Source organism: Nocardia transvalensis (genome assembly GCF_015477765.1).
Taxonomy (GTDB): domain Bacteria; phylum Actinomycetota; class Actinomycetes; order Mycobacteriales; family Mycobacteriaceae; genus Nocardia; species Nocardia transvalensis_A.
Genome location: NZ_JADLQQ010000007.1, coordinates 576839 through 595536 on the forward strand (window position 1 = coordinate 576839; position 18698 = coordinate 595536).

An 18698-nucleotide genomic window follows, 5' to 3' on the forward strand; every position below is an offset into this window, starting at 1 on the left:
GCGGTGACCGTCATGCGCCGACACCACACCCTGCACGCGCTGGTCACCGCGCTACTGCTGTGCGCGGGCATCGCTTGCGGCGCCACGACCGCGGGCGCGGCACCGACCGCGCCCAGTGTCCCAACCGAGTCGGGCGGGCTGCCGAACGGCTTCCCCGCCGAGCTGCGCCAGTTCGTGGCCGGAACCGATGAATTCCGTGCAGGTCCGTGGTTCTCTGGTGAATGCGCCACGCGGGGTGGCGATGTTGGTCGCTACCTCAATGACGCGATGAGCGTCGAGGATCGGCTGCTGTACTGGTCAGCTAACGATGACCAGAAGCGCGCCCTGCTGCGCGTGTACGCCCCGAACACGGGCTTGGAGCGATACGTCGAGCAAGGCATCGAGCCACCGAAAGACGCGCTGCCACGGGTCTTCCCGGCTGGCGACGCCGCATTCCACCTGCCGTCACCGGCGTGCGCGGACGATCTGAAGCGCTGGGCGCGTACCCCGGCGTGGAATGTGTGGGGGTTCGATTGGGTACCGACACCTGACGAACAATCGATGCGCGCAATCCGGCAGGCCACCACCCACGGTTTCGACATGATTCCGGCCGCAGCGTGGACCGAGCCGTGCAGCGTGAACGGAACCTATTGCGCGCACGCCTTTTTCGTCGACTGCACCCGCGCCGACACCGTCACTGGGGACCAGGTCCGCTGTCTCGAGTGGAGCCGTGCAGTCGGGGTCCTGTTCATGGGAACGGCCGACTGGATCGATCGCAACAAGAGTTTCGGTGACCGGCTCGACGAGGCGAAGCAAAACGTGTACGGGCCGGTTGCCGGGTCGCTGGTGCGAGCATTCGACTGGTTGGTGAGAAATGGCTCCCGGGCAATCCGGTTCGTGTCGGATCCGCAGAGCGTGATCGACGACTGGGCGAATTCGTCCAAAGACAGTGCGGTGGACCTGAGTTCACGGGTGCTGGACGGTTTGGCCGCGACCGGCCGGTTCGACCCGGCCGCAGAGTGGTTCCTGCGCTGGTACGCGATCAGCACCGGCATCGGTGTGATGGTGATGGGCGCGATGACCCTGCTGGCGTTGTGGCGGGCGTCGGCGCGCGGGGAAACCATCAAGGCGCTCGGTGCGGATCTGTTCGGGTACCTGCCCGCGGGGGTGGTGTTGATGCTGTTCGCGCCCATGATCGCCGCCATGCTGGTCGAGGTAGCGAACACCGGCTCGGAACAGATTGCGCGGACCGCTGGCCCGGACATGGGCGAGATGATCACCAACCTCGAGACGTTCACCGGCGAGCTGACCGCCTCCGACCTGGTCGGCGGAGTCCTGGTCGGGCTGTTGCTGTTCCTGCTGCTGATCGTGGGGGCGCTGGCAGTGTTCTTCGGGCTGCTCATGCACCAGGTCGCACTGCCATGCCTGGCGGTTGCCTCCGGGATCGGGTTCGGCATGTGGGTGCACCCGAACTGGCGGAAGAAGGCGCTGCGGCCGGTGTTGATGTTCATCGCCATCGTCTTCAGCAAACCCCTGCTGTTTCTGCTGCTGGCCACCCTCACCGGCACTATCAACGCCAGCCTGACCGGCACCGGTGGCGACGGGTTGTCCACCCTAGCCCGGCTATGCCTGGTGGTAGTCGCTTTCATCGTCGCAGGGCTCGCGCCCTGGTCGCTGCTGCGCTACGCCCCGCTGCTGCCGTCACGATCCGACGCCGCCGGGTTCGGACAATCCGGCTCGCTGCTGGCCGGTGCCCTTGGAGGAGCGGGATCGGCGATGTGGTTGCGAGGCCGCGGCATAGGAGGCCGCTACAGCCATTCGGGGATCGACCGTTCGACCTCCAATCCCGCCAGCGACGGACCGGCCGACTCAGGCGGCGGTGACCCGAAATGGCGCACCAACGGCCGATCCGACGGGAAATCCAGTACCGAAGCCGGACTTGGCCAGACCCTGGCACGCAATACCACAGCCAGTGAGTCCTCAGCAGCCCGGCGCAGAGCCGGAGCCGCAGGCCGGACCGCCGCCAGCACGACCCGGCGGCTTGGTACGACAGCGGCCACCGCTGCCACTGTGGCCGCACCGATCGCCGCTCAGGCGGCCGGGGGCGCGTTGAACAAGGCCCGCACCGTGGCCGAGGCCGCGCCCGGCGAGGCGGAGACCGAATGAGCGCCGACGAGATCCGCGTCGCAGTGCTGGGTGGCGAGATCGCCCGCCGGTCCTGGCTGGGCCTGTCCCGCCCAGTGCTGCTCACGTGGGTGGGGAGTATCGCTGCAGCGCTGGCGATCTACTTGCTCGGCGGCGGCGCGACCTGGACGATCATCGCTGCCTTGGCGCTGCTGATCGGGGTATTCGCCGCCACCATGGAATGGCGCGACAAACCGTCACTCGCTGCGCGTGGCGCCCACCGGCTGCGCACCTGGATACGGCGTCGCCGTGGCGAACATATCTACCGCAACCCCGCCGATCCCGCCTACGGCGACCCCGCATGGGACCCCGGCTGGACGATCCCCCTGCCCCTCGGCGCTGCCGCGCCACTGCAGGTCGAGGGAACCGGGCTGGACGACATGTTCATCGTCCGCACCGCCAATCCTGGTGAACGCGTGTACTTCTCGGTGATCCTCGCCGTCGAAGGCGTCGCCGACGGGCTGCGCGGCAACGCCGCCTACGCCGCAACCTCGACCGCCTTCGGGAACTTCTTGGCGCAGATGGCGCGCACCAGCAGCCACGTCCGCGGCCTCCAGTTGCTGCACCGCAGCATTCCCCACGACATGACCCCGCACATCCACTGGGCCCACGGCCGCGTCGCGCAGCTGGCAGACACCCGTCTGACACCGGCGGTGGAGTCCTACGGGGCGCTGATCGACGTCATCGCGCCGCTGGCCGAAGAACACCGTACCTTCGTCGTGCTGCGCATTCCGCAAACCGAGACATTCATGGCCGACACCGGGCGCGTGGCCCGCACCAAGGGTGCCACCACTCACGGAGCGATCGCGCAGGTGATCCGCGACGAAACCGAGCGGGCCACCCGGCTTCTCGCCGCAGCGGGCATGGGACGCGTTGACGTCCTCGGGGAACACCGGGCCTGCGCGGTGATCCGGTCCTTCCTGGACCCCCGATACAAACTCGACCGGCACCGGGACGCGACCTGGGACACCTGCTGGCCCAGCTACGTCGGCGGTGACGACAGTGTCGCCGTCGGTGCGGACGGACGGTGGCGCACCCGGGTCGGGCTGATCCGCCCCCGAGCAATCGAACCCGTCCCTCTGGGACCACTGTGGCTGGCGCCCTTGCTGACGGGAGTCGAAGCCGACCCCGGCGATGAGGACACCGCACCGATGCCCACCATCCGGACTTTGTCGGTGCGTATCGATTTTGTGCCCGCACACCGGGCCCGCGCCGCCGCACGTGGCGACTTCACCGCCGATCAGGCCCGCCGCAGCAAAGAACACAAGCAAGGGAAACTCGACGACGGCTCGACCGAAGTCCTGGCTACCGCCTCGGAACGTCGCCGCCACGACCTCATGCCCGGCTCCGGACACCACGGCGCCGTCTACACCGCCAGCATCGCAGTCACTGGCCGCGACCCCGACGACCTCGACCGCGCCTGCCTGCGCGTCGCCGAAGCCGCAAACGACTCGGCCATCACCGAAATCGACTGGGCCGATTCCGATCACGACGTCGCAGTCTTCACCACACTGCCACTGGCCCGCGGCCTGGCAGCCACTCCGGACACCCGATAAGGAGGGACGAACATGCCCCGACACCGCGAGGTCACTACTGCGCAATCTCACACCGTCCGCACCGCTACCCGTCTCACTCTTCGCGAGAAGCGCCCGGTGAGGCGAAAGCCCTTGTCGCACACTGGCAAACCCACCCCAGCTGATCCAAAATCTGAAACCGCGGACGATGAGCGGAAGCGAAACTCGATGGTGCGTCGCGCTATACCACGTCGACGGCGGTGGCTTGACCGATATGGCTGGTACGAAACGCGAGCCGAGGGCGCTTGGACGACCACCAGGCAGGCAGAGGCATGGAATCTGGCCACTAACCGTCGTCGAACCCGGCAGGAGGGTGTGCTCGCGGGGCTGAACACCATGAGCCAGGAACTCGAGATCATCGACGCCTTCGCCGCCTACGGCACCGACACCTCCGGCATCAACGTCGTCGTTATCGGCGACATCGGGCGCGGCAAATCGTCGTGGATCAAGACCGTATGTGTGCTGCGGCAGCTGATCGCCGATCGCCAGGTCGTGGTGCTGGACAAGAAACCTCAAGCCGGAGTCGGCGAGTACACGCCCCTCGCCCACGCACTCGAGGCGGAGAGCATCCGGTTCCGGATCGGCGGGAGCGACGCCTGCCTCAATCTGCTCGACCCAGCCATCAGCCACGGCGGCCACCACGAACAGGGGCTGCAGGGCGTGGTCCCAGCCGGTCAGGAAGCGCTCGTGCTGGCCGTGCTGACCGACGCCATGGGGCGGTCGCTGGACGAGAAGGAGAAGGCGGCGGTCGGCGCGGCGCTCGCCGTCGTGAACGCTGAGGCTCGCACCGCCGGCCGCGACCCTGTTATCCGTGACTTGGCGATGCGGCTGCTCGACCCGGCACCGACCGATGGTGCGGTGTTCGGTGCACGGTGGAGTGAACGGGCCTTGGAGTGGGGCCTCGAACCCGGTCTGGCTCTGCTGCGGCTGGCCGACCGCGACCTGCGCGGCCTGGTCGACGCACCCACCAGCCCGGCCGTGCGAGATGCCCTGGAAACCCACCCACTGGTGCACTTCGACGTCAGCGCCCTGCCCACCGACGGGCCCGCGCTGCGGGTGGTGATGACCGCGGTCAACACCTGGTTGGCCAACCGGCTAGCAGCCCGCTCGTCGCGGTACCAGCAGACCATCCTGGTCGTCGAAGAGGGCTGGCACGTCGCCGGTGGCTCCACCGGTGAAGTGTTCCGCGCGAACCTCAAACTGTCACGGGGACTGGGATTGTCGACAGTCTCGGCGTTTCACCACCCGGCCGACCAGCCCGCCGATTCCCCGGCACGGGCGTTGATGGCCGAAGCGTCCATCGTGGTCCTGTTCGGGCAATCGCGCGCGGACGACGCCGCCGAGACCGTGCGCCTGTACCGGTTACCGACCGGGACCGAAGACACGCTGATGCGACTGGGTCGCGGACAGTGCCTGGTCAAGATCGGAAGCCGAGACCCCTTTCTGCTCACCCACATTCGTTCCCCGTGGGAGATCGCGCTCACCGACACCGACGCCGCTATCACAGGGGAGGACGCGCACCTTGCGCCGACGATCGGCGCCGGTGAAGGGGGTGCCGCGTGAGCGGGCGTCGCCGGGTGCCGACTCCGGCGCGCAGCGAGCCGATGATGCCCGCCGGACTGGCACTCACCGCCTACGCGGTCAGCACCGTCCTCGTCGGTGTCCTCGGGGGCGGCGCGGTGTCGGCACTGCTGAGCGGCCACGGGCTCGCGCTGGTAGCGCCGCACAGCATCCTCACCACGCTGGAACAACTGACCAGGAACCCGGCTGACCCGGCGGCGGCCTGGCCCAATGACCCACGTCCCGGACCGGCGTGGCTGACGTGGCTGTGCGTCGTGGTCGTCGCGATCGTCTGGTGTTCGACTCTGGCGATCGCCACCAGCGAGATCGACCGCAGACTCCGGCGACGTCACCGCGACGAGGGTCTGGCCGAGCGAGCAGACCTGCGCCGCAACGGTCTCGATGCTCGCTCAGCAACCCGCAAAACACGGCTCGAATACCCGAAACTCGTTGCGCAGCACAGCAGCCGACGTATCCGAGTGTGGGGGAAGCGTCGATGAGTACATGGTCTGGGTTGGCTGCGGTGGACCTGTCGTATGTCACCGTCGATGTCGGCGTGCTCAGCGATCGGCCGCGCAAACACGTGTATCTGCAACACCGCGACGGCGTGATCGTGCACGGCCCGACCGGGGCGGGTAAGACCTGGCGGGTGGCGTGCCAACGGGTCTGGGACGCTCCAGGATTCGTGTTGGCGACCACCACGAAGGCCGACCTTGTCGCGGCCACCTTCGCTGCACGTACCGACCGTGGCCAGGTGGCGGTATTCGACCCAGAAAACCTGACCGGGTGGCCACACCCGCTGCGGTGGTCGATCCTGGCCGGGTGCGAAGACCCTGAGACCGCGATCCGCCGCGCTGATGCGCTTGCCCGCGCGATGCCGCTGGAAGGCACCCGCAACGGCGCGTACTTCGAGCAGAAAGCCGCGACCCTGGTGCGCTGTTACCTGCATGCCGCCGCGTTGGCCGAATATTCGATTCGGGATGTGCGGGTGTGGATTTCGGCGCGCACCAACCGCACCGCCATCGACATCCTGAGCGACGCCCTGCCGGACTGGGCCAGCGAACTCGACCAAATCCTCGGCTCGGCCAGCGAATCCACCGACGACGTGCTGGCCGCGGCCGCACGGCTGCTGGAACCGCTGGCGTCGCCGAGACTTCTTGCCGCCGTGGATGTTCCAGTTGACGAGTCCTTCGGCGTGGAGTCGTTGGCCTTGTCGGGCGCGAACACGTTGTATCTGGTGTCGAAGGGAAGCTCTCGCAGTATGGCGCCGTTCGTCGCTGCGCTGGCCGCCGAGGTCCACCACATCGCCGACCGCGCCTCCCAGCGTCGACCCGGTAAACGTCTCGACCCGCCGATACGGCTGGTCCTTGACGAGATGAACAACGTCGCGCCGATCCCGGATCTGCCGATGATTATGACCGATTCCGGCGGCAAGGGAATCAGCCTGTGGGTGTTCGCCCACAACCAGGACCAAAACGAACTGCGCTGGGGCACCGAAGGCGGACGCGTGCTCGCCCAATCCGCGCCCGCCATGCTGATCCTGCCCGGCCTGCGCGGCGTCGACGAACTCACCGCCCTATCGCGATTGCTGGGGGAGCGACGCCGGTGGGAGGCCACCCTGCACGACGGCAGCCGCAGCTACGCGCTGCACGACGACACCGTCCTGCGCACCGACGAGATTCGCGAACTCGGCACCGACCAAGCCCTGCTCATCTATCGCAACGCGCCCGCCATGCTGCTGCGGTTGCCCAGCGTCTGGGACGTCCCCCGCTGGCGTCAAGCCGTCATCGCCTCCACCGCCGCGTTCGACGAGATCATCGCCACCGGCGTCGTGCCCAGACATCTTGATCCCGCTCGACTGTGTGGGAAGGAGTGATTGCCATGGGACTCGAACATGAAGAGGCCGACCAAGATTCGACCTGTGAGCCCGAGCTCGTCACGTGCCGCTACTTCTGGCGCGGCCTCGGCCACGCAGATAAAGCCTTGCTGTGGGAAGAACTCGCCGACTGGGTCGAGTGGTTACGGCAGCGCTACCAGCTCGGCTCCCGCATCCCCGCCTGCTGGTGGCGCCACGAAGCCGTGGTGGAAGAACTCACCGCACTGATGGCCGCCCACGCCGTGGCCTACACCTGCCCGGCCGACCGACGCGATCTCCCACGAGAAGACATGACCGCATGGCACACCCAATGGCTATGGCCCACCGTGGAGCGGTTGACTCGGATCAGCGACTTCTCCGGCTGTCGCCCCGCTGACTGCGGGTACCGCCGCAACCGGCAACCCACCCTGGACGGGCTCGCCGACCTCATCGCGACCCACACGGAACGAGCCGGATTCTCCGGCACGACACAGAGCAGGCGGTGAGCACCGATGTATGCCCTCGACGGACAGACCCTCGACCCGCGAGACGACAGCGCCCAGCAGGCGCTGGCCGACGCCCACGGTGACAACAGCCGGCGGCCGCGCTGCCTGTGCAATCCCAGCGAAGACGGCGGCATCCCCATGTACGTCGCCCGCATCGGCGAACGCTACGTGATCAAACGCATGCCGGGCAGCGGCCCCGACCATGCCGCCGACTGCCCCTCCTGGTGCCCACCACCGGAACTATCCGGACTGGCCCCACTCTTGGGGACCGCAATCCGCGACGAACCCGACAGCGGCACAACCACACTCGGACTCGGGTTCGCCCTCACCCACACCAGAACCCGTTCGGGCACGAGCTCCAGTTCTAGCGAACCCGAGCACAGCAGCGACGCAGGTATCCGACTGACACTGCGAAGCCTGCTCCACTATTTGTGGGACGAAGCCGGTCTCACGCGCTGGACGCCCGCCCTGGCGGGTAAACGATACTGGGGCGTCGTCCGTAGCCGACTGCTGTCGGCCGTAGACGGAAAAACCACCAAGGGCCGTCCGCTCGCCGAATACCTCTACATCCCCGAAACCTTCTCCAGCAACCACAAATCCGAAATCGCAGTCCGGCGCACAGCAGCCCTGCAACGTCTCGCAGGCGACGACCGGATACGCAAGCTCATGGTTCTCATCGGCGAAGTCAAGACCCTCACCTCAACCCGATTCGACCGGCACGCCCTGGTGGTCAAACATCTCCCCGACTTCCCAATCCTGCTCACCGACGACCTAACCTCCCGCTTGCGAATAACTTCTGCAACGGAATTCGCTCTCGGGCAAGCCATCTGCGACTCCCACTTGATCGTGATCCTTACCTTCCACCTCAGCCCGGCAGGTGTCGCCATCGCGGCCGAAGCGGCGTTGATGACCATGACCAGCGACTGGGTGCCCTTCGAATCCATCAATGAACACACCCTGCTCACCGCCCTCACCGAGCAGCGACGCCGGTTCACGAAATCCCTCCGCTACACCCTTCCCAGCACGACACCCATCGCATCGGCGGTGCTCACCGACACCGACCCACCAACTGCCTGCTATCTCACCGACTCTCACCTGCCCGAACCGCCAGAGCGACCAGCCCTCGCACGCTGGGTCTGGAACACCAGCACCGATACGAACCTTCCACCCCTGCCAGCCGCTGATCCCTTCACCCGCCAGGCGAGCGGATCGGACCGGCGGCGAATCGGTGATCCGCACCGTACCGAACCGCAGCAGCCGAGCTGAACGAATCTTGTCGGGACAGCCAGGAAAGGACGAACCACGCCACATTGACACCGAGGAGGCCCGCCATGGAAGCAGACGACGCCGAGTCCTGCGCCCGAAGACTCGTGACCGCCGCGGCGATCCGCACCGACTATGCCCACGCATACCACCTCCGTATCGCAAGCAGGCACACAGAAAACACAGACGAACGAGAAGCACTCCTCGACCAGGCCCACGATCTGGCAGCCCAATGGACCGGGGAAGACTGGGACCGCTACTGGTTCGACCTCGAGGACATGAGCCACCAGTGGGCGCATGCCCCGGCCACCCTGCAGGCACAGCTCGACGCACTGAAACAAACCGAGGACGCTCATCGCGGCGACCCCGTCGCTCAGATGCGGCTTGCCGGACTCGAACTGACCCGTGAACTCGACGACGAACGACGGCACGCGGTCGCCGGACCGCTACCTGTTCGACTCGATCTGGCCCAGCGGATGCCGTACGAGGCCACCTACACCCCGGGTGATGCCGGGACGCGATCCGCGTCAGCAACGAGTTGGTGGCGACTACGCCAATGGCTGATCGAACAGACCTACCAGTACCCCGATGTGCAAGCGAGTCTGGAAGTCATATCGTGGGATCTGGCGTCGGGCGCTCGCCGCGCTGTGATGCGCGGCGAACACCTCGATCCCTGCAGTGTCCGCGAGGAGTTGCAGAAGCTTGACTCCCTACTTGGTGGGGAGCCGGAGGTCCAGGGCCTGCCGTGGCTCGACGAGCTGACCCTGGATGTGATGCGCGACGAATACCGCGACGCTCTGATCCACCAGTACAACCCCTGGGAATTCCGGCGCCGACTCGTACACCAACTCTGGGCCGACGAACTACGCGATCACCTACTCGACTTCGCCCGCCGCGCCGGAATCGACGGCGCCGCAGACCAACTCGCCGAAGTCGACGCCTACGTGGCAGCGATGAACCTCTACACGCTCGACCCCTGCCCAGACACCTGGCTCGACGAGGCCGTGCGAGTTGCCGAACACCGCTTGGAGTGTCGACAGAACTGCGGAGTGCACATCGAATACCGCCATTGCGACGACCCGGACCACGTGATCCACGCCAGCCGAGACAACTTCGACCACAGAGGGCCTTGGTACGCCGAAGACCACCTTCTGATCGATACCGGGAGCGGTCGGGGAACACAGATCACGCCTCTCGGACGCTACAGCAGCTGCGAAAAACTGATGCGGTTTCTGGAGGAGCACCGTCTGGGAGGTCAAGGGAGCGCCGATGGCATCGGAAAGCGGGTCATTCCCTATGACGCAGCGGCGGCATTGCTGGATTTCAACAGAGAACTCGACTTGTTGAGGAATGACATCAGAAGAGCTAAGCAGCTCCGAAACGAAATCTCGGCGGGAAGGCCATACCTACTCACGGAAATATGCAACCAAGCCGAGTCGCCCCAAACGACGGCCGGGCGTCGGACTGTTCATTATCGCGACACAGCACTACCGAGTGGCGACACACCGAAGACCGAATCGTCCAAAAGACCCAGGGAACAAGCGAGACGCCGCCATCAGCGCACTCCTCGCCAGCCCCGCCCTCCCACTCGGCGTCGCCGCCTGTAACCACCCGCCAGCCAACCCCTCCCACCGAAAGCCAGGAGGTTCTGACAGCAGAGGAGACCCAACCATGCCCAGGCAACCAACCATGTCCGAACAAGACACCGCAGAAGCTATCCAGACCATCCGCAGCCTGGTCAGCGCCCAAAATCTACGCGAAGCGAAACAGCAACTGCGTCAACTTCGAAAAGACATCGACGACCCAACATGGCTGATCATCACCGAGATCGCCCACACCCTGAGATTCAAGCGTCATGACGACGCCATCGAGAAGCTGCGCGATCTGTGGAGTGAAAACGAGCCCCACCGAGCGCTTATCGAAGCATGTGTACCGAAAGCAGATGAGGGCCAATATATTCCCGAGCCAACACTGCCGCCGTTCGGCAACCCTCGCCAGACCCGTACACGGGCCAGCCGAGTTGTGCGGCGCGTCGACCCTACCCGGCGGTCCGACCCTTTCGATCGACCCAAGCCGACAGATGGCCGGGAAATCGAAAGGTACGAGGCCGAACTCGACGTCGACGCCCGCCCGAAGCCAGGACAACCTCGACCCAAACCGATCGTCGACCGACGCGACTACGACGTGGATGCAGCCGCCGATGTCAAATTCTCACTGTGCGTATCGTGCCGCCTCGAACGCGCCGCCATCGACCACTGGACCGGCCGAGTACTCACCGGCCACGGCGACGACGGACTGTGCGGAGACTGCCGAACACTGGGATGCCGAGGAATCCCAGACCTACCGCTCGGCCACACCCACACCCAAGCAGTCGAGGCACGACTGGAATTCCTCGCTGAACAGTTCGACACCCACGGACGCGGCCTATTTCGACAGGAGTGGTACCACGCCGACAATCGCACACGCCCCATCATCGCTCGATGGGTGAAACAACACACGGAGCCCGACCAGAGACCGCCAGCGTCGCAAGCCGAACTGACTGAACTCAACGGCGAGTGCGAAAAATGCGGCGAATGGCGACAACTGCGCGATGCACTCTGCGTCGACTGCCACCCCGGGCTCGACGCGGAAGCAGCGCCTGCGGGAAGCATCGCGCCTCTACACGCCGCATACGCTTCGTCGCTCATGGCGCACAGGCATAACGGACAGGCCAAATCCGAGTCGCAAGCAGCGGCCATAAGGAGCTCTGGCGAGACTGCGTCGGGTCAGCCTCCGGCAGTGCAGGATGGCGGTACAGTCCGGGACCCAACCGGTGACTTGCCGCGCAAGGCAACCACCCAACGGGCTGCTCCGACGTACACCACTCGAGCAGACAGAAACCCGACAGGCTCGTCCAATCGCCGACGTGTCCGTGGGCCTCAACCGACAAGCCAACTACGCCGATCCGGCTTACGGTGACGGTACTGCCTTGGGCGTGCTACTTGTCGTTTGCCACCGTCGAGGGACCACCACGTTGCCAGTCATGGGACCACCGACAGCTGTGCAGAAGTGGAACGGGTTATCGGGCTGCTGATTGGCGGATGCCGCGTTCCCAAGTGCGCGACCAGCGGCATGACCGGATGTTCACGAGATCAACTCGCGGCCAGGGCTGGATAGTGGAGCACCCCAACCCCTAACACCAGCACATCATGTCGATCTCGTGAAACCACCCCATCGAAGCGCTTCCGTCTGGCATCATCTGAGCGGTCAGACGCAAGATCGAAACCTTTTGCAGGCCAGGGTATTACAACATCGCGAGGCGAGAGGCAACTCCCATGGCGGGGGTGCTGCACCTTGTGGCCAGCCCACCTGGAAGGGGATGGATGAGCAGCACGTTCCACAGCACTGCTCCTGGGCGCGTAGACCACGTGGCAGGAGCGGATCAGTCGGTCCGTGTGCTGTGGTGTGCTGCGCCCGAAGTAACGGGGCACCCATTCAACTCGCTGTGAGGAACGAGTCACGAGCGATGGTGCCAAAGGGAACCGCTTGGACGAGAAGGGGAAAACGATGCGTACGATTTCGTCGCTAACTGTCGGTGCAGTGGCAGGCTGTCTGATCGCCGCCGGTGCGGGCACGGCAGCCGCAGTGGTCGCCGATACCGGCAGCACCCGCACCACACCACCGGGCTCCGACACAAACTCACCCGGGGTGTCCGAGACATATTGCGCTGACACCGACTTCGCCTATTACCCCGCCCGGCTCAATAACAGGACTTTCGTCGTATGCACAGAGAGGAACAAGGCGTCACTCTTCCAATGCAGAGCTTGGGAGATATTCGATCAAAGCAAGCAGGTGTGTGTATACGAGGACGAGGCCCTACCGTCCTGGGAGAGCAGGCATCTGGTGGTGCAGAAAACCACCTACGACAAGCAAACGGGCAAGTTCGGCCCACTCGTCGCCCGCTACACCAAGGTGAACGATCCAGAGGACAGGTCAGCGGACGAGCCTATCTCGGGCACCTTCGTCGTGTTCTCCACACCCGATGGGCAACGCCTGTGCCACGCCACCACCGACGCCCAGGGACAGGCCACCTGCACACCCGAGCAGACGGTTCCCGGCCTGGACGAATCCAAATGGCGCTACCTGGCCACCATCTCCTACCTGCCCGACGCCGGACACGAGTACCGCGGCCGAACCGAAAGCGTGCTGGAGGAACCCGCCACCGGCAAATAGCCTGAACACCTTCCTGCAGCCCTCGCCTTTCCACCAGCGGACGGTTGTGCACGTGCCGCACCCGGACGAGGCAACGGCCGAGACCGGAACGGCGGGATAACCGCCACAACAGGCTACGCGCGCAGGCAGTTGAGGATGTTCACCGGGCCGTCCGGCCGACCGCTGATCATGGTCGGCCGAACGCCCGGCACGCGGCATTTCCGGATGTTCGTTCGGGCGGGACGCCATGGTCGCAGCTTCCCTTCATCGCTTTCGACACGTTTAATCGACACCGCTCCGGCGGGGCTGTCCTGGCGAGGCAAGGAGGTCGCTGTTAACGGTCCGCGGTCGTTGCCCGTCGTTGCCGATCAGCCTTCGCGGCGCAGTTCGACCGTCCGCGTAGCTTGCACTGCATCCCAGAATTGGGGCTTGATGACCGCGTGCAGCCGTCGCGGCACCCCGTCGCCCGCACAATCGAGCGCCTGCAGCGAAAAGGATTCCATCGAAGTGAACGAATAACCGCCGGTCTCATATTCACGGGCGGTACGAGGGTCCTGCACTTCAGTTTTGTGGACACCGGACGGGATGACCACCGTCTTACTGGTCCGCACGTTGAACTCGACCCGGTTGGGAGTGCTGGTCAGATTGACTCCGTAGCCACTCGCATACTCGATCTTGTTGTACACCACGTCCGCCCAGTAGTCGGCGATACCGGCCGACTTCTTGCCATAGGAGAACCGCACACTCATATCGTTCTTCCCGTCATACAGCCTGGCCAGGTAGGCACGTACCTTGGACAGGTCACCACCGGTCTGCTCGACCATCTCCGGCTTGATAACCGTGTTGTGCAGATGGCTCCAGGGGTCAGCACCGTACAAGGCGGTGTCGGGGTCATCCTCGTTCTTCTGGCCACCTTCGTCCCACTCCTTGATTTCCCGGATCTCCTCCGCGACGCTCTGGACCCATTCCTCGTCGATCTTCTGTGTGACCGAGCCCTGGTAGGTGCCGAAGTAACGGTCGGGTTTGCCGCCACACGGGGAAGAACTCTCGGCGAGCACCGGGCCGGCCAGCAGGCCGGATCCGGTCAACGCCGTGACGGTCGTGAGTGCAAAAACGAGGATGCGTCGACGAAGGTGCGGGGGGGGGGGTAGAGCGCATATGCTCTCCTGTCGTTGTGGTGAAGGGGCGAACGATCCGGCCGGGCGCGGACGACGCGTGCGTGATGGTCTGAGGGATGGCAGGGCCTCGGCCCCTTGCCCGCATCACCGACGGGTCGGTCGATCTGCACACCCAGAATTCGGAGCCGGGCATACGTCCAGATGGGTTGCAAGGCAAAGAATCCGCCGCCTGAGAGCCGACGGTGACGCCCTGGACATGGAGGCCACCGATTCCGCAGCCCCCACAACGCCATCCGGCCACACCCGGTCCTCGGCGACCGAACTACCACACCGAAGCACGACCAAGCTGAAATACGCGTCCGCGGCTACTAGCGGACGTTCGGCCAAGCCGCCGATGAATGTCACTGCGGCGCACGTTGTGCATGCGCCGCGGCGTGTGGTCGGTCTCGGCGAATGTCAGCTCCCGCCTGATGCCGTGCTTGGCGATCAGCGCCTCGGCCTCCGCTCGTACCTGCGCCGTGAGCATGTCCGGCATCAGGAACCCGACCGTGACGAAACCGATGTCGGCGAAGACACCGCGGGCACGATCCACCAGATCGGCGTCGATGTGTCGGTCCGCGAGCATGGCCAACAGCCTCGTCGTGGTCATAGTCATGAGTTCTCACCATGAGCGGCAAGCAGCGACGAAGGATCAGTATCCAACAGATGCGGTACCGGTAGCGTCACCGAGCGCAATCCCGTCAATCGAATTCGGCACAGTGTACGAGCCACTCCACGACGAACCGCTGCTGCCTCACCCGCCCATCCACGTCTTCACGCCATCGACTGGACGAGCACTATCCCAGGGTATCGGTACACGCGGGAACACGAGGAGTGGATCTGCGTCGGCGCCGCCATTGCCGACCGACGCCGATTGAGCACAAGTACATTGTTACCCAACGACATTGACCCTCAAGCTTCGGAAACCGGCCAGGTCCGCACCCAGTCACGGACAAATCCTCGTCGAACACCCCACCCGACGACACTGGCAGCCAACGGATTCCGGCACGAGAGGGCTTCGCGCGTGGTCTCATGGTGATCGTTCACATCACCACTCGAGCGGAGGTTCCACCGTGGCTGACATCCCAGCAAACTTCTGTGAGGGCAAGCCCTCTGGCACCTACCCCCATCCGAACGATCCCGCTGCATATGTCCAATGTTCGGACGAGGGACTTGCCTACGAGCACAAGTGCCCGGACGGCCAGGTGTTCAATCCAGACACGCTGACTTGTGACTGGGAGTAGCTACAGCAGTACCGCAAATCTGGACCAGGTCGAGCCCGAAGCTGCTTGTTGCCAAATGCGACCAGCGCCCGGTGTCCGGTCGAGATGCTGACACCGAACCCCGCCGACACCGGAGCCGCTGCGACTGTTCATGGCCGCCACCCCGCCCAGCGCTCGATCCGCTGATGGAGCACGTCCCGGCGCACCGGAACGACCGGCCCCGACTGCCGTAGTCAGCTCCGGAACAGCTACATCCCACTTCGGCATTCCGAGGGCGGGCCCACACCCGCGCGACACGTCGCAGCACCCGCTCAGCCCGCTGAAAGCAGACCGCAATGTCCGGAATTCGGCATGTGCGGATGCCCTGGGGGCAGTTGATCTCAGCTGATCAGACGACCGGCCCGCGGCAGAAGCGTGCGTTCGCGTGGAATGTGCTGATCCGTCACGCCGCATATCGATGGGCAGGAATTTGTACTGTGACGATCGGGGTCGTGACGAGGCGGGGCGTGCCAAGCGTTACGAAGAGGCCACCGGCGTGGATGCTTTCGTGGTGGGTCGTGAGTGCTTGTCTGCCTGGTGGTTCCGCATCGTTGTGTGCTGTCGGCTGTCGCGGGAACGGAGGCGGCGCAGCATCCGGGCGTCTTCGAATCCGACCGCGCCCGCCGCGGTCTCCGTTGTGGCACCGTGGCTGATCAGGTGCTCCGCGTGTTCGAGTCGGAGTGTCTGCTGGTAGCGCAGTGGGGTGAGACCGCCGGTGGCGCGGTTGAACAGCCGGGTCAGGGTGCGTTCGCTCACCCCGACGGCCGCAGACAGGTAGGTCAGCGGCAGCGGCTCGGCAAATCGCGCTTCGATGATGTCCTGCACGCGGTGGACCACGTCGTCGAGGTGGGAGCGATGCCGCAGCACGGCACTTGCCTGTAGTTCGTGGCCGTTGCGGCGCAGGTAGACAACCATGTCTCGGGCTACACTGCTGGCAAGTGCCGGGCCGTGCCGGACTGCCAGCAGGTGTAGTGCGAGGTCGATGCCGCTGGCAATGCCTGCCGACGTCGCCACCCGTTCGTCCACGGTGTACAGCACATCCCGGACAACTGTGGCTAGCGGGTATCGGGATGCCAGCTCTTCTTGGAGCTGATGGTGGGTCGTGCATCTGCGCCCGTTCAGTAACCCGGCCTGGCCCAGCGCATCGGCCCCCGCGCATACGCTGACGACGCAACCTCCGACGGCATGGTGCTCTCGCAACTGTTCCCGCAGGGTTGGCGACAGCACCGGCCCACCCCTCAAGGTTGGCGCGCGCCATCCCGGTACAACGAGCAGATCTTCCGGCGTCAGCCGCTGCGGCCATGATGTCTGCGCAGTCACCGGCACACCTTGGGCGCTTGGGACCTGTTCCTGTGCGGCGACATAGCCGAGCTGGTAGGGATGTCCATACGCTGCTGACGTATCGAAGACGTGCGCCGGGCCGGCCAGATCGAGCAGATGAAATCCCGGCAGCAGCACGAAGATCACACGGTTCACACCGGCGATGCTGCCAGCTCGGCTTGCAGCGCCGCCACAGTGGCGATGCGAGCGAACCGGTCGCGCAATACCGCTTCGGTTCGCTCGATGATGGTGTCGGCACTCAATCCGCCCACCGGGTTGGTGGTGGTGGCATCGGTGACGAAGGTCATGTGGTAGCCAAGGTCGCTGCCTATCCGCGTGGTGGTTTCCACGCACTGTTCGGTCCGGATGCCACAGACGACCAGTTCGCGCACGCCCGCCTCGGTAAGAAGCTGCTGCAGATTGGTTGTGGTGAAAGCGTTGTGAGAGGTCTTGTGCAGTATCGGTTCCCCGAGCCGAGGCGGCTCCAGTTCGTCGAGCAACCGTACGTGTCCCAGAGCTGGATCGAATACGCCGCCGCTTCCCAGCTCGCAGTGCAGCACCCAGACCACAAGGTCACCGTTGCCGCGGGCAAGGCGGACCAACCGGTTGACGGGGTCGGCGATACCCGGGTTGGCGATTTCTGCCCACAACGGTCGTGCGCGGAAGGACTCTTGGACATCGATCACGATCAAAGCTCGGTTCACGAAATACATCTTGGCAATGGATGATCAGATCGCTGAAGGCCCGATTTGGCCCGATAGCGGAACGATCTGGTCATGCCAAACTTGCGGAAGGATGCGGGGCGGACGGATCCGGGCGTTCGCCACCGGATAGCCCATCCCGCACGGCGGGTCAGCCGAACGCACTCAATTCGGCATGTCCGGACTGTCTTGAGTCAACCTCTTGGCAGCCTTCGGTCGTTGGTTGGGTTTACGGCCAGACCCTCGGCCTGGCTGTGTGAACGTCCCCTCATGCCGACGAGCGGACTTCAGCGTTCGAGTGCCAGGCGCACTCCCAGGCCGATGAAGATTCCGCCTGTTGCGGTGTCGATGCGTCTACGGACATTGCGCCGCGCACGCAGCCAGCCGCCGATCCGTCCGGCGAGGAGGCCGACAGTGCCGTCGACGAGGAACTCCAGGGCGATCAGGATGACGCCCAGGATCGCGAACTGCGTCCCGACCTGGCCCAGTTGCGGGTTGATGAACTGGGGCAGAAAGGCGATGGTGAAGGTGACCATTTTCGGGTTCAGCAGGTTTGTCGTCAGACCGGCGAGATAGGCCTTTCGGCCCGACATCCCCCCGCCGAGGGCAGGTGCCTCGCTCTGGTGGTCGTTACGGCGCCGGATGCACTGGATGCCTAGATAGATCAGGTAGGCGGCCCCGGCGATTCGCACGACAGTGAAGGCGACAGGCACGGCAGCGAAGAGAGCGGCCAGGCCGGCGGCCGCTACGGCGACGTGGATGGCTTCGCTCGTGGCGACGCCTACTGTGGCCAGCAGGCCTGCGCGTGGGCCGCCTCGCATCCCGCAGCCGAGGACGAACAGCATGTCCGGCCCAGGAGTGATCATGGCGATGATCGTGGTGAGTGTGAACGCCACCAGCAGGTGCTGATCAATTGGCACGCCCTAGAATCGCAGACCAGTGCCCTGAACGAAACCGAATTTCAGCCCTCGGACCGGGTGTCGGCCAACACCGTCAACGGATTTCCTTTCGCCGCTGTCCGCACATGGCTCCCCTTTAGGTCAAGACCTTGTTGGGGTTAGCCTGTGTGGTGGGTCCGGGTTGTGGTTTGTCCGAAGGATCGGTGTGCGGGTTGGAGCCGGTCACGCTGGAGTCAAGAGTCGTTCC

General features: G+C 65.1%; 16 protein-coding genes. 11 read left to right on the forward strand and 5 right to left on the reverse strand.

Going from position 1 to position 18698, the window contains the following annotated elements:
• Positions 1–12: 12 nt before the first annotated feature.
• The 10 genes from IU452_RS23435 (at position 13) to IU452_RS38985 (ending at position 13133) form a co-directional block, all read left to right on the forward strand.
• Positions 13–2145, forward strand: a complete 2133-nt coding sequence (locus tag IU452_RS23435; RefSeq protein ID WP_195111247.1) for a hypothetical protein — start codon at positions 13–15, stop codon at positions 2143–2145.
• Complete coding sequence (locus IU452_RS23440) at positions 2142–3719, forward strand: hypothetical protein (RefSeq protein ID WP_195111248.1); 1578 nt, start codon at positions 2142–2144, stop codon at positions 3717–3719. The genes IU452_RS23435 and IU452_RS23440 overlap by 4 nt, the downstream gene beginning before the upstream one ends.
• Positions 3720–4052: 333 nt before the next feature.
• Positions 4053–5300 (forward strand): ATP/GTP-binding protein, encoded by a 1248-nt coding sequence (locus IU452_RS23445; RefSeq protein WP_195111249.1) that lies wholly within the window; start codon positions 4053–4055, stop codon positions 5298–5300.
• A complete protein-coding gene (locus IU452_RS23450) occupies positions 5297–5797 on the forward strand; it encodes a hypothetical protein (RefSeq protein ID WP_195111250.1) in 501 nt (166 codons plus the stop codon). The genes IU452_RS23445 and IU452_RS23450 overlap by 4 nt, the downstream gene beginning before the upstream one ends.
• The gene (locus IU452_RS23455; protein ID WP_195111251.1) at positions 5794–7173 is read left to right on the forward strand and encodes a type IV secretory system conjugative DNA transfer family protein; all 1380 of its coding nucleotides are present in this window, start codon (positions 5794–5796) and stop codon (positions 7171–7173) included. The genes IU452_RS23450 and IU452_RS23455 overlap by 4 nt, the downstream gene beginning before the upstream one ends.
• Positions 7174–7178: 5 nt before the next feature.
• Positions 7179–7658 carry a hypothetical protein gene (locus IU452_RS23460; RefSeq protein WP_195111252.1) on the forward strand — a complete coding sequence of 160 codons (480 nt, stop codon included), beginning with the start codon at positions 7179–7181 and terminating at the stop codon, positions 7656–7658.
• Positions 7659–7664: 6 nt separating this feature from the next.
• Positions 7665–8924 carry a DUF1173 family protein gene (locus tag IU452_RS23465; protein WP_195111253.1) on the forward strand — a complete coding sequence of 420 codons (1260 nt, stop codon included), beginning with the start codon at positions 7665–7667 and terminating at the stop codon, positions 8922–8924.
• A gap of 104 nt (positions 8925–9028) precedes the next feature.
• Positions 9029–10528: a hypothetical protein gene (locus tag IU452_RS23470; protein WP_195111254.1), complete on the forward strand. Its 1500-nt coding sequence runs from the start codon at positions 9029–9031 to the stop codon at positions 10526–10528.
• Between the two features lie 82 nt (positions 10529–10610).
• Positions 10611–11879, forward strand: a complete 1269-nt coding sequence (locus IU452_RS23475) for a hypothetical protein (RefSeq protein WP_195111255.1) — start codon at positions 10611–10613, stop codon at positions 11877–11879.
• 588 nt (positions 11880–12467) lie between these two features.
• Complete coding sequence (locus IU452_RS38985) at positions 12468–13133, forward strand: chitin binding peritrophin-A domain-containing protein (RefSeq protein ID WP_267467635.1); 666 nt, start codon at positions 12468–12470, stop codon at positions 13131–13133.
• A 347-nt stretch (positions 13134–13480) separates the two neighbouring features.
• On the opposite strand, the gene IU452_RS23485 is transcribed toward IU452_RS38985, so the two are convergent.
• Entirely contained in the window at positions 13481–14200 is a 720-nt protein-coding gene (locus IU452_RS23485) for a hypothetical protein (RefSeq protein WP_195111257.1), read from the reverse strand.
• Between the two features lie 352 nt (positions 14201–14552).
• Complete coding sequence (locus tag IU452_RS23490) at positions 14553–14885, reverse strand: hypothetical protein (RefSeq protein ID WP_195111258.1); 333 nt, start codon at positions 14883–14885, stop codon at positions 14553–14555.
• 457 nt (positions 14886–15342) lie between these two features.
• Between IU452_RS23490 and IU452_RS39600 the strand changes: the two genes are divergently transcribed.
• Complete coding sequence (locus tag IU452_RS39600; protein ID WP_195111259.1) at positions 15343–15513, forward strand: carbohydrate-binding module family 14 protein; 171 nt, start codon at positions 15343–15345, stop codon at positions 15511–15513.
• A 495-nt stretch (positions 15514–16008) separates the two neighbouring features.
• Here the strand turns inward: IU452_RS39600 and IU452_RS39265 are convergent, their stop codons facing one another.
• From IU452_RS39265 to IU452_RS23510, 3 genes are all read right to left on the reverse strand, one after another.
• Complete coding sequence (locus IU452_RS39265) at positions 16009–16998, reverse strand: GlxA family transcriptional regulator (RefSeq protein WP_324192778.1); 990 nt, start codon at positions 16996–16998, stop codon at positions 16009–16011.
• Between the two features lie 5 nt (positions 16999–17003).
• Complete coding sequence (locus IU452_RS23505) at positions 17004–17537, reverse strand: cysteine hydrolase family protein (RefSeq protein WP_324192787.1); 534 nt, start codon at positions 17535–17537, stop codon at positions 17004–17006.
• Between the two features lie 302 nt (positions 17538–17839).
• Entirely contained in the window at positions 17840–18472 is a 633-nt protein-coding gene (locus IU452_RS23510; RefSeq protein WP_195111262.1) for a LysE family translocator, read from the reverse strand.
• Positions 18473–18698 lie beyond the last annotated feature (226 nt).